The 12,827-nt window shown below is 64.1% G+C and carries 9 protein-coding genes; 4 read left to right on the top strand and 5 right to left on the bottom strand.

Features of this window, described 5'->3' with window-relative positions; genetic code table 11:
* Positions 1 to 225: 225 nt before the first annotated feature.
* The 5 genes from NKJ67_RS20700 to NKJ67_RS20720 form a co-directional block, all read right to left on the bottom strand.
* A complete protein-coding gene (locus NKJ67_RS20700; protein ID WP_256746476.1) occupies positions 226 to 1,071 on the bottom strand; it encodes a fumarylacetoacetate hydrolase family protein in 846 nt (281 codons plus the stop codon).
* 193 nt (positions 1,072 to 1,264) lie between these two features.
* Complete coding sequence (locus NKJ67_RS20705; RefSeq protein WP_256746477.1) at positions 1,265 to 1,996, bottom strand: SDR family oxidoreductase; 732 nt, start codon at positions 1,994 to 1,996, stop codon at positions 1,265 to 1,267.
* 183 nt (positions 1,997 to 2,179) lie between these two features.
* Positions 2,180 to 4,552 carry an aldehyde dehydrogenase family protein gene (locus NKJ67_RS20710; protein WP_256746478.1) on the bottom strand — a complete coding sequence of 791 codons (2,373 nt, stop codon included), beginning with the start codon at positions 4,550 to 4,552 and terminating at the stop codon, positions 2,180 to 2,182.
* A 71-nt stretch (positions 4,553 to 4,623) separates the two neighbouring features.
* A complete protein-coding gene (gene deoC / locus NKJ67_RS20715; RefSeq protein ID WP_127380899.1) occupies positions 4,624 to 5,673 on the bottom strand; it encodes a deoxyribose-phosphate aldolase in 1,050 nt (349 codons plus the stop codon).
* Between the two features lie 153 nt (positions 5,674 to 5,826).
* Positions 5,827 to 6,654, bottom strand: a complete 828-nt coding sequence (locus NKJ67_RS20720; RefSeq protein ID WP_256746479.1) for a ferredoxin--NADP reductase — start codon at positions 6,652 to 6,654, stop codon at positions 5,827 to 5,829.
* A gap of 220 nt (positions 6,655 to 6,874) precedes the next feature.
* On the opposite strand from NKJ67_RS20720, the gene NKJ67_RS20725 reads away from it, so the two are divergent.
* From NKJ67_RS20725 to NKJ67_RS20740, 4 genes are all read left to right on the top strand, one after another.
* Positions 6,875 to 8,959, top strand: coding sequence for a hydantoinase/oxoprolinase family protein (locus NKJ67_RS20725; RefSeq protein ID WP_256746480.1), 2,085 nt, complete (start codon positions 6,875 to 6,877; stop codon positions 8,957 to 8,959).
* 1 nt (position 8,960) lies between these two features.
* Complete coding sequence (locus NKJ67_RS20730) at positions 8,961 to 10,718, top strand: hydantoinase B/oxoprolinase family protein (RefSeq protein ID WP_352582759.1); 1,758 nt, start codon at positions 8,961 to 8,963, stop codon at positions 10,716 to 10,718.
* Positions 10,719 to 10,842: 124 nt separating this feature from the next.
* Positions 10,843 to 11,619, top strand: a complete 777-nt coding sequence (locus NKJ67_RS20735; RefSeq protein ID WP_127320873.1) for an ABC transporter substrate-binding protein — start codon at positions 10,843 to 10,845, stop codon at positions 11,617 to 11,619.
* Positions 11,620 to 11,672: 53 nt separating this feature from the next.
* On the top strand, positions 11,673 to 12,803 hold the full coding sequence (locus NKJ67_RS20740) for an aminomethyl transferase family protein (RefSeq protein WP_352582761.1): 1,131 nt from the start codon (positions 11,673 to 11,675) through the stop codon (positions 12,801 to 12,803).
* Positions 12,804 to 12,827: the final 24 nt, after the last annotated feature.

The raw sequence follows: 12,827 nt of genomic DNA on the forward strand, positions 1-12,827 counted from the left end.
TGGAGTTCGCCAATGCAACTTGACACCACAGATAGTCGCTCATTGCCCTGCCGGGCATTTCTCCCCGTATAGTGACGGGGAGAAAGGTACTGGCGCGACGCCGGCGCCTTCTTTGCAGCGTTGGCGATTGGCGAAAGCAGCAGTCACAGCGTCCTTCTCCCCGTTCACGGGGAGAAGATGGCGGCAGCCAGATGAGGGGCGGCGCAGACCTGTCGAGCGACAGGCTTATACGTCCGCCTTGAACGTCTGCTTCTGCTGGCCCAGGCCCTCGATGCCGAGCTCAACCACATCGCCGGCCTTCAGGAACACCGGCGGCTTCATGCCCAGCCCGACGCCGGGCGGCGTGCCGGTGGAGATGATGTCGCCGGGATGCAGCGACATGAACTGGCTGAGATAGGAAACCAGATATTTGACGCCATAGACCATGGTCTTGGTCGAGCCGTTCTGCATCGTCTTGCCGTTGACGGTCAGCCACATTTTGAGGTTCTGCGGATCGGCTACCTCGTCCTTGGTCACCAGCCATGGGCCGGTCGGGCCGAACGTGTCGCAGGATTTGCCCTTGGTCCACTGGCCCTGCCGTTCGGCCTGGAAGGCGCGTTCGGAGACGTCGTGGGCAACGCTATAGCCGGCGACATAGTCGAGCGCGTCGGCCTCGCTGACATATTTGGCGGTCTTGCCGATGACCACGGCCAGCTCGACTTCCCAGTCGGTCTTGTCAGAGCCGCGTGGAATCAGCACGTCGTCATCAGGCCCGACAATGGCCGAGCTCGCCTTCATGAAGATGATCGGCTCCGGCGGCACGGTGGCGCCGGTCTCGGCGGCGTGGTCGGAATAGTTGAGGCCGATGCAGATAAACTTGCCGGTGCCGGCAACGCAGGCGCCGAGGCGCGGGCTGCCGGAAACCGCCGGTAGCGACTTGGGATCGAGCTTGGCGAGTGCCGCCAGCGATGCCGGATCAAGTGCCTTGCCGCCGATGTCGGTGACGTGAGCGGAGAGATCACGAATCGTGCCATCCGCATCGAGCAGACCTGGGCGCTCGCTTCCCACCTCGCCATAGCGCAGCAGTTTCATCTAAAATCCTTCTCCTGATTGCGGCCTCATGGCCTTTTGCAAACTTGCCGCCAAGGCGATGGCTCCTTCGCGGAACCGGCGGACCGTACCCATCGACCTGTTCCCGGACAAGCGCGATCGCCATACAAAATAGCCGGCGCGCGGGATTTTCAGACTCTTCGATCCCCTGGTAAACGCCGGGAAGAGGTTCTGGTCAGATCGACCAGCCGCCATCGATATTGTAGGCCTGCCCGGACGTGTAGGTGGCGCCGGCCAGATAGACGGCGAGATCGGCGATCTCCTCCGGCGTGCCGAGCCGGCCCATCGGCTGGCGGGCGATGAAGGCGGCACGGGCGGCATCATAGTCGCCCTGCGCGTGCATGCGGTCCTGCAGCGACGGGCTCTCGACCGTGCCGGGGCAAATGGCGTTGCAGCGTATGCCCTTGCCGACATAGTCGGCGGCGATCGCCTTGGTCAGGCCGATGACGGCGGCCTTGGTCAGGCCGTAGACGAAGCGGTTGGGCACGCCCTTGGTCGAACCGGCCAGCGAGGCCATGTTGATGATCGATCCGTCGCCGCGTTCCAGCATGCCGGGCAGCACGGCCCGGCTGGTGCGGATCATGGCGCGAACATTGAGATCCAGCGCGAAATCGAGATCGGCTTCCTTCATCTCGAGGATCGAGCCGGAATGGACGAAACCGGCGCAATTGAACAGCACGTCGACGACGCCGATCTCGGCAAAGGCGGCGTTGACGGCTTCGTCGTTGAGTACGTCCAGCTTGCGGGTCTTGATCCCCGGCGTCCTGGCGAGTTCCGCCAGCAGTGCCTCGTTGATGTCGGTGGCGTGGACGATGGCGCCAGCTTTTGCGAACGCCAGTGCGCTCGCCTTGCCGATGCCTTGCGCCGCTGCCGTGACGACAACGACCTTGCCTGCCAGATCCGCCATGCTGTTCTCCTCGTCCGCTGGGATAGTCCGGGTCTACCTGCGGCTGGCCAAGGCGTCATGTGCCAGTCACGCGTGATCGTGCAGCCTGCGCCGCTGACCGTTCACTGATAAAGATGTTTTTTCTCGTTAAAGAACATCTGTCCGTGCGTCAACCCCGAACCGTCTCAACGGCGCGGCGGGACATCAATCGCCGTAAGGCACCCAGACATTCTTGACCTCGACGGCGCGGCGCAGGAAGGCGTCGCCGGCGGCTTCGTCGGATGCCCAGTCGAGGCTGCGGCCATTGCCGCTCCAGACGCGCTTGAGGTTGCCGATGGACTCTGCCTCCGCCTTGGCGCAGGTCTCTGCGTCGGCGAACACCCAGAGCCCGTCGACATCGTCATGCTTGGCCAGCACGCCGGCGAGTTCGGCGCTGCGACCGGTGACGATGTTGATGGCGCCTGAGGGAATGTCGGAATATTCGATGACCTGGTAGAGATCGGTCGCCAGCAGCGGGTAGCGCTCCGACGGCACCGCGACCACGGTGTTGCCCATGGCCAGAGCCGGTGCGACCAGCGATATCAGGCCGAGCAGCGGCGAGCTATCGGGGGCGACGATGCCGACGACGCCGACCGGTTCATGAAGCGCCAGCGTCACGGCACGCGCCGGCGGCTGGTGCACGCGGCCCTCGAACTTGTCGGCCAGACCGGCATAGAGGAACAGCCGTTCGAGGGACTGTTCCACCTCTTCCCGCGCGGCCTTGGGCGTAGCGCCGGTCAATTCGGTGAGACGGGCGGCGAACTCGCCGGCACGGCCGGAAAGATTCTCGGCCAGATAATAGAGCACCTGGGACCTGTTATAGGCGGTCGCCTCCGGCCAGGCCTTGGCACCGCGGGCGGCAGAGACGGCATCGCGGATATCCTTGCGGCTGCCGAGCCCAACTTCGCCGGCAAGCTTGCCCTTGGCGGTGGCGATGGCGAGCGAATAATTGCCGTCCGGCCGAACCTGCTTGCCGCCGATGAACAGCTTTGCGGTGCGGTCGATTGCCGAGCCGTCGGCCTGCTCGACTGGCTGTGCGGAGGTCGTCGCCGGCTTGATGACCGGGCCGAGCGGCAGCTTTGCCGTGAGATATTCGAACATGCCCTCGCGCCCGCCCTCGCGGCCGAAACCGCTCTCGCGGTAGCCGCCGAAGCCACAGGCGGCGTCGAACATGTTGGTGCCGTTGACCCAGACCACGCCGGCCTTCAATTGCGGCGCGACGTGCAAAGCAAGGTTGACGTTCTCGCTCCACACCGAGGCGGCGAGGCCATAGCGCGTGTTGTTGGCTAGCTCGATCGCTTCCTCGGTGTTGCGGAAGGTCATGGTCGCCAGAACAGGGCCGAACACCTCTTCTTGTGCCAATATGTTAGCCGGCGAAACACCTGTGGCGAGCGTCGGCAGATGGTAGTAGCCGGAAGACGGCAGCGCCGCATCCGGCTGCCAGCAGACGGCGCCCTGCCTGGCACCTTCGGCAACCAGGCCCTTGACGCGGTCAAGCTGGGTCAAGTCGACCAGCGGGCCGATATCGGTGTTCTTGTCGAGCGGGCTGCCGACGCGCAGCCGGCTCATCCGCGTCTTGACCTTGGCGATCAGGGCGTCGGCGATGCCTTCCTGCACCAAAAGCCGCGAACCGGCGCAGCAGACCTGGCCCTGGTTGAACCAGATGCCATCGACCAGGCCTTCGACGGCGCTGTCGAGATCGGCATCCTCGAAGACGATGAAGGCCGACTTGCCGCCAAGTTCCAGCGACAGTTTCTTGCCCGAGCCGGCGGTGGCTTTCCGGATGATCTTGCCGACTTCGGAAGAACCGGTGAAGGCGATCTTCTGGACGCCGGGATGGTTGACGATGGCGACGCCGGCCTCAGGGCCGCCCTGGACGATGTTGACGACGCCTTTCGGCACGCCGGCGCGCTCGCAGATCTCGGCAAACAGGATTGATGTCAGCGGCGTGAACTCGGCCGGCTTCAGCACCACGGTGCAGCCGGCGGCGAGCGCCGGCGCGATCTTCCAGGCCAGCATCAGCAGCGGAAAGTTCCACGGGATGATCTGGCCGACCACGCCGACACCCCTGTGGCCGGGGAAATCCTTGTCCAGCGCCTGTGCCCAACCGGCATGGTGTATGAAGTGGCGGATCGCCAACGGCACGTCGATGTCGCGGCTTTCGCGGATCGGCTTGCCATTGTCGATGGTTTCCAGCACCGCGAACAGGCGCTGGTGACGCTGCATGGCGCGGCCGATGGCATAAAGCACCTTGGCGCGCTGATAACCCGAGGCTGCCGACCACTTCGGCAGCGCCTTGGTGGCCGCCGCAACCGCCGCGTCGATGTCGACGGCGTTGGCGTCGGATACGTTGGCCAGCAGCTTGCCGGAAGACGGCTCGCTGGTTTCGAAGGTCTTGCCGCCGGACGCGGCTTTCCAGTCGCCGCCGATGAACAGCGCCCTGCCGAAATCGCGCGCGGCAAGCCAGGCGTCGGCCTCGTTGCGGGCTTCCGGCGCCGGGCCGTATTCCATGGCGTGGTAGCGGTCGAGAATGTTCATTGGGTGCCTCCTTCACCCCTCCCACTTGTGGGAGGGTCGATCGGCTTGCCGATCGGGTGGGGGTAAATCTCTCAAGCCATCGCGTGGCGATGATTGGCCGAATAGTGTCCGGTCAGATGGTGCTCGAGCTGGCGCTCGATGTCGGTCAAGAGGCTCGACGCACCGAAGCGGAACAGGTCCGGCTCCAGCCATGGCCGGCCGAGCTCTTCCTTCATCAGCACCAGCCAGTCGAGCGAGGCCTTGGCGGTGGAAATGCCGCCGGCCGGCTTGAAGCCGATGAGATAGCCGGTTTCCTCGAAATAGGCCCTGATGGCGCGCACCATGGCGAGGCCGACGGGCAGCGTCGCATTGACGCTTTCCTTGCCGGTCGAGGTCTTGATGAAGTCGGCGCCTGCCATCATCGCCACCATCGAGGCCAGCATGACATTGCGCAGCGTGGCGAGGTCGCCGGTGCCGAGGATGACCTTCAGATGCGCGTCACCGCAAGCGGCGCGCATCGAGACGATCTCGTTGTAAAGCTCCCGCCACTTGGCCCCGAACACCAGGCCGCGCGGGATGACGACGTCGATCTCGTCGGCGCCGTCGCGGACCGAGGCCTCGATCTCCTGCAGGCGGGTCGACAGCGGCGTAAGGCCATGCGGGAAGGCGGTGGAAACGGCGGCGACATGGATGCCGGTGCCGCGCACCGCATCGACGGCGGTGGCAACGAAGGGATGGTAGACGCAGACGGCGGCCGGGCGGATGGTTTCACCCGATATGCCAAGGCCCTCGACGATGTCGCGGCGGAACGGATTGATCGCCTTGGCGCAGAGCCGGCGCACGCGCTCCTCGGTATCGTTGGAATTCAGCGTCGTCAAATCCATGCAGGCGACGGCGCGCAGCAGCCAGGCCGCCTGGTTGTCGGCCTTTATAGAGCGCCGCTTGGTCAAGCTGGCGACGCGCCGTTCCAGCGCCGAGCGGTTGACGCTGCGCACCGATTCCATGAAGCCGAGATCGAGCTTCATGCCGGGATTGCGCGCAATGCGATGGTCCGGTGGAACGGCTGTGTTGGCGGCGGCACGCGCCGGCAGCGGCGTCACCTTGGACGAGCCAACATCGGCTTCGCGGATTGTGCTGCTCATCTCCTGCCCTTTCATTCAGCGACGTGTGCCGAAGATAGCCCGTGAAGTCGTACTTCACGAGTCCTGCAGACGATGATATCCGAAAAAGGCGGCGAAAGCAGCAGTTTTTGACCGTATGGTCAAAAACGCAGACTTCGAGATGTCAGGTGCGGCTCAGCCGACGAAAGCGCGCTCGACCACGAAGGTCGCCGGGTGGCTCAGCGAACCTTCCTCGAAGCCGAGGCTTTCGGCCAGTTCCTTGACGTCCTTCAGCATATGCATCGAGCCGCAGATCATGATGCGGTCGGTTTCCGGGCTGAGCTTGTCGATGCCGAGATCGCTGTAGAACTTGCCGGAGCCGATCAGCGCGGTGATGCGGCCCATGCGCGCTGAGTCCTCGCGGGTCGTCGAATTGTAGAGCGTGACGCGTCCAGTGGTCAGTTCGCCGATCAGCGGGTCGCTTTCCAACGCCGCGACCAGCTCCTGGCCGTAGGTGAGTTCCGCATTGTCGCGGCAGGTATGGGTCAGGATCAGCTGATCGAACTTGTCGTAGGTGTCGGGGTCGCGCAGCAGGCTGGCGAAAGGCGCGATGCCGGTGCCGGTCGAGATCATGAACAGCCGCTTGGCCGGCGTCAGCGCGTCGACCACCAGCGTGCCGGTCGACTTCTGGCGCATGATAACCGTGTCGCCGACCTGGATCTTCTGCAGTTCGGAGGTCAGCGGACCGTCCGGCACCTTGATCGAGAAGAATTCCAGCTCCTCGTCCCAGGCCGGGCTCGCCACCGAATAGGCGCGGTACACCGGCTTCTCGGCATTGGGCAGGCCGATCATGACGAACTCGCCGGAGCGGAAGCGCAGCGACTGCGGACGGGTGATGCGGAACGAGAACAGCCGATCGGTATAGTGCTTCACCGAGACGACGGTTTCGGCATAGACGTTGGCCGGAATCGGGAACTGCAGCAGTCGGGCGCCGGCGGTGTTGAGAGCGGATGTGGTGTTCATCAAATCCAACCTTCTGGCCCAACCGTGGACGCGGGCGCCAAACTTTCACCTGCACGCCCGGACCATTCAGATCCCGGCGGGCTGTTCGCACACTGCAAAGCGGCAAGCTCTTGTGTCCGGAATTTATTAGTATACAAACGATATTTGCGTCAAGATGCTCCCTTAAAACAGCTTTCCAAACTGGCGCATATCCGTAGTCCGCGCATTTCGGGTTTCGACGATGGAAGAGAATATTTCGGCGCAAGCGCGCAATTCCCGGGGAAATGTCGTCGCCGGTATCGATGTCGGCGGCACCTTCACCGACCTGCTCCTGATCGACGGAAGCGACGGCGGCCGGGTGTATCTGGCCAAGACGCCGACCACGGTGGACAACCAGGCTTTCGGTGTGGTTTCGGCACTCGGCGCCACCGGATTTGCCATCGATAGCATCGACCTCATCGTGCATGGCACGACCACCACCACCAATGCGGTGCTCGAACGCCGGCTGGCGAAAACCGGCATGATCACCACGCGCGGTTTTCGCGACGTGATCGAACTGGGCCGGCGCACGCGGCCGCAGGCCTATGGCATGACCGGCAGCTTCGTGCCGATCATTCCGCGCAATCTCAGGCTCGAAGTCTCGGAGCGCGTCGAAGCATCGGGCGCGGTGCGCACGCCGCTCGACGAGACCGAGATGCGCGACGCAGTGCAGACGCTGATAGCGGCCGGTTGCGAATCCCTGGTCATCCATTTCCTGCATTCCTACGCCAACCCGGCACATGAGCGGCGCGCCGTCGAAATCGCCACCGAACTCTGGCCGAACGGCTACATCACGGCAGGCCATGCGCTGCTGTCGGAAGCGCGCGAATTCGAACGCGGCGTGACCGCTTCGGTCAACGCCTCAGTGCAGCCGATCCTCGAGCGCTATGTCGAGCGGCTGCGCAAGGAATTGGCCGCCAAAGGCTATGCCCGCGACTTCCTGATCATGAACGGCAATGGCGGCATGATCTCGGCCCGCTTCGTCACACGTGAATCGGCCAAGACGGTCATGTCCGGCCCGGCCTCGGGCGTCATCGCCGCCGCCTATACGGGAAAACGCGCCGGCTTCGAAAACCTCGTCACCTATGACATGGGCGGCACCTCGACCGACGTGGCGTTGATCCGCAATGCCGAGCCGGCAGTGTCGAACGAGATCGAGATCGAATATGCGATGCCGATCCATGTGCCGATGGTGGCGGTGCACACGGTCGGCGCCGGCGGCGGCTCAATCGCCCGCGTCGATGCGGCCGGCCTGATCCAGATCGGTCCGGAAAGTGCCGGCGCCAATCCCGGCCCGATCTGCTACGGACGCGGCGGCCTCGAGCCGACCATTACCGACGCCAATCTGGTGCTCGGCCGGCTGGCGCCGAAGAAGCTGCTGGCGGTCCAAAATCCCGTCACATCAGAGCGCGTCACCGGCATTTTCGAAGACAAGATCGGTAAGGCGACCGGCCTGTCCGGCGTCGAGGCGGCGGGCGCGGTGCTGCGGCTCGGCAACATGAAGATGGCCGGCGCCATCCGCATGGTCTCGGTGTCGCGCGGCCATGACCCTCGCGATTTCGCGCTGTTCGCCTTTGGCGGCGCCGGCCCGCTGCACGCAACGGCCCTGGCGCGCGAACTCGGCCTGCCCCGGGTGCTGGTACCGGCGCGTCCGGGCATCACCAACGCACTCGGCTGCGTCGTCGCTGACCTGCGCCATGACTTCGTCAACACCATCAACCAGCCGGTGGCGGTGCTCGACGAAACACAGCTTCACACTGTATTGGAACGCCACCGAAACGAAGGTGAAGAGCTGATAGGTAAGGAAGCGGTGAAGCCGGAGACGATCCGCGTCACGCACTCCGCCGACATGCAGTTCGTCGGCCAGACCCACATCATCAACGTGGCACTGCCGTCTTCCTCGGTGACGCGGGGAACGCTGCAGCAGCTTTTCGAAAAGGCCTATTTCGCCCGCTTCAAGGTAGAGCTTCCGGAAATCCGCGCCAACCTCGTCAATCTCAACACCTCGGTGACCGGCGTGCGTCCGGCGATCGACCTGTCGCGGCTGATCGACCCGGCGGGGCGCGCGACAACGCTCGACGAGGCGCGGCGCGAGATCCGGCCGGTCTGGTACGCCGGCCAATGGCACGACACGCCGGTATACGCGCGCGAAAAACTGCCGCTCGACGCTGAAATCGAAGGGCCGGCGATCCTCGAACAGATGGATGCCACCACCGTGCTCGAGCCCGGCGACCGCGCACGCAGCGACGCCGACGGCAACATCATCATCGACATTGGCGAGGCCTGAGATGCCAAATCTTGATAGGGCAAAGCTCGACGCCATCACCCTTTCGGTCCTGCAGGCGGCACTGCAGCAGGTCTGCGACGAGATGGACCTGACCTTCTCGCGCGCCGCCTTCTCGCCTGTCATCGCCGAGGCCAATGACCGCTCCGACGGCATCTATTCGGCCGTCGATGGTTCGCTGATCGCGCAAGGCAGCCAGGGCCTGCCGGTGTTCGTCGGCGTCATGCAATATTCGACCAGGACGGTGATCGAGATGATCGCCGATGGCCGCTGCTTGGCCCCGGAGCCGGGCGACATCTACATCGTCAACGATCCCTATCTCGGCGGCACGCATCTGATGGATGTGCGCTTTGCCATGCCGGTCTACCGGGACGGCAAGATTTTCTGCTGGCTGTCCAATACCGGCCATTGGCCCGACATTGGCGGCTCGGTGCCGGGCGGATTTTCAGCCTCGGCGACTGCCGTGGAGCAGGAAGGCCTGCGACTGCCGCCCGTAAAACTGTTCAAGAAGGGCGTGCTCGATCCGGAGATCTACGCCATCATCTGCTCCAACATCCGTGTCGCCGACCAGCGCATCGGCGACATCCGCGCCCAGGCTGCGGCACTGCTGATCGGTCAGGACAGGCTCAATGGGATCCTGGATCGTTACGGTGATGAAACGGTTGTCGAGGCGATCGCCGAACTGCGCCGCCGCGCGGCCGAGCAGATGCGCGCCAACATCTCAGCCATTCCCGACGGCACCTACCATTCCAAGGCGTTTGTCGATTCCGATGGGGTGGTCAACGAGCCGCTGACCATCGCGCTCGCGGTGGAGAAACAGGGCAATACGCTGACCTTCGATTTCACCGGCTCGTCAAAGCCCTGCGCCGGGCCGATGAACAGTGTGCTGGCGACGACCTTGTCCTCGGTCTATCTCGCCATGCGCCACATTTTCCCTGATGTGCCGATCAGCGCCGGTGCCTTCGAACCGCTTGAAGTCAAGCGGCCGGAAGGCACTTTCCTCGACGCCAGATATCCACGCCCGGTCTCGGGCTGCGCGGCTGAAGTGTCGCAGCGCATCGCCGAAGCGGTGTTCGCGGCCATGGTGCAGGCGTTGCCGGACAAGGTGACGGCGGCGCCCGCCGGCTCCAGCGGCAATTTCGCGCTCGGCGGCAACGACCCGGCGCGCGGTCGCGATTACGTCATGTACCAGATCTCCGGCGGCGGTTACGGCGGAAATTCAGGCCATGACGGACTGACCAATGGCTGCTCGACCATCGGCATTTCCAAATCGCCGCCGGTCGAGATCATGGAGCAGGCATTCCCGGTGCTCTACCGCCACTATGCCTTGCGCGAAGGTTCAGGCGGCGCCGGCAAGCATCGCGGCGGTTTCGGCCTCGCCTATGAGGTCGAAATCCTGCGCGGCGACGCCCGTGCTTCTTTCGTCATGGATCACGGCCGTTTCGGCCCCCAAGGCGCACTCGGCGGCAGGGATGGCGCGGTCAACATGGTGACCGTCTTCCGCAACGGCGAGGAACATGTACCGCTGCACCTTTCGAAGGAGCAGGACATTGCGCTCAAGGCCGGTGACCGCGTGCGCGTCGGCACGCCGGGCGGCGGCGGCTACGGCGATCCGCTGCAGCGCGATCCGGATCTGGTGCTGCGCGACGTGGCGCTGGGGTATTACACATCAGAAGAAGCCGCCGAAAAGTTTGGCGTTGTCCTCTCGGCCGGGGAGTTGGCCATCGACCGGACGGCGACCAACAAGCAGCGCGCCGGGTAACGCACCACCGATCGCCTGGCCTGGATCGCCCGCCGCGCCGCGATCGCCGCAGCGCATGTCGTTTCCGTCTCCGCCACACGCCTGGAAGACCGTAGACTTCCCGCTTTCAACGGGGAACTCGAACATGCGTCTTTTCGGTCGTTTCGTGCTTGCCGCTTCCGTCGCTCTCACCCTTGCCACGGGCGCCGCCTCCGCCCAGGACAAAAAACTCAGGATCGGCACCGAGGGCGCCTATCCGCCCTTCAATTACGCCAGTGCCGACGGCACGCTGGGCGGCTTCGACATCGACTTGGGGAAGGCGCTATGCGCCGAGATGAAGGCCGAGTGCGAGTTCAGCGTGCAGGATTTCGATGGTTCCATCCCGGCGCTGCAGGCCGGCAAGTTCGACGCCATCATCAACATCACCATCACGCCCGAGCGGGCCGAGAAGGTCGAGTTCACCCACAAATACTACCAGACGCCGCCGGCCATCGCCGTACCGAAGGATTCGACCATATCAGGCACCTCGCCGGACGACCTGAAAGGCAAGGCGCTCGGCGTGCAGACCGCGACCATCCACCAGAAATTCGCCGACCAGAAGTATGCAGGCTCGACGGTCAAGGCCTATCCGACGGGCGACGATGCCCGCACCGACATGGCCAATGGCCGCCTCGACGCGATGATGGACGGCTCAATCATCCTGACCGAGTGGTTGAAGAAGCCAGACGGCGCCTGCTGCAAGCTGCTCGGCACGCTGACGGCCGATCCGGCCATACACGGCCCCGGCGTCGGCATCGCCCTGCAGAAGGGCAACAAGGAGTTGGCCGACAAGCTCAATGCGGCCATCGACGCGCTACGCGCCAATGGCAAGTACAAGGAAATCAACGACAAATACTTTTCCTTCGACGTCTACGGCAGCTGAGAACGACAACAAATGCCTTCCGGCAGCGCTGCCTGGCGCTGCCGTTTTCTTGAATGATGGAGACTTCCTTGGCTGAGCGGCGTTCCCCTTTCTACAGCAGCATCGTCGGGCTGGGCGCGACCATGGGTCGTGTCGGGGGCGATTTCATCTCGGCCAAGACTTATTCCGGCATTGCCGACGAGCACCTGAACACCCGCAGGAATGTCGGCGTGCAGGATCTCAGCACCATGGGCAAGATGGATATCAAGGGGCCGGACGCCGAGGCGCTGGTCAACCATGTCATCGTCAATAATGCCGCTGCCATGAAACCGGGCCAGGTCCGCTATTCCACGGTCTGCCGCGAGGATGGCGGCATCATGGACGACCTCACCGTGTTTCGGTTGGGCCCGGAGCACTTCATGCTGGTGACCGGCTCGGTCAACCGGCTGAAGATGCTGCCCTGGCTGCAGCATCACGCTCAGGGCCGCAAGGCCTATGTCACCGACATCACGGCGGCCATCGCCTTCCCGACCATCCAGGGTCCGCGCTCGCGCGAACTGCTGAAAGCGTTGATCGCGGATGCCGATCTGGATGGACTGAAGCGCTGGTCGTTCACGTCGGGCCATATCAACGGCACGAGAGTACTGATCTCGCGCACCGGCGTCACCGGCGAACTCGGCTTCGAACTGTTCGTGCCGGCCGACGAGGCGGCCTCTCTCTGGGACGCGCTGATGCGCACCGGCCGTGACTTTGGCCTGAAACCCTATGGCGTGCTGGCGATGTTCACGCTGGGCCTGGAAAAGGCCTATCCGGCGCACGGCATCGACATGGACGAGACCCGCACCCCGTTCCATGTCGGCCTCGACCGCTGGATCAAGTTCGACAAGGGCGATTTCATCGGCCGCGAAGCTTTGCTCAAGGTTCGCGACAAGGGCCTCGACGAGCAATGGGTCGGACTGATCCTCGACGGCGACAAGCCGGCCGCGGCCGATGCCAGGATTCTGGCCGATGGCGAGGACGCCGGCATCGTCACCTACAGCGACCACGGCTATTCCCTCGGCAAGGTGCTGGCCACCGCGCATCTGCGGCTGCCCTTCACGGCTGTCGGCACCGAATTGAGCATTGATATCGGTGGTAAGCCGACGCGTGCGGTGGTGGCTCCGATACCGTTCTTCGATCCGGAAGGGGCGAGGTTGCGAGGTTAGCTGACCCCCCTTCGGGTGTTTCGG

The organism is Mesorhizobium sp. M0088, assembly GCF_040322895.1.
Taxonomy (GTDB): domain Bacteria; phylum Pseudomonadota; class Alphaproteobacteria; order Rhizobiales; family Rhizobiaceae; genus Mesorhizobium.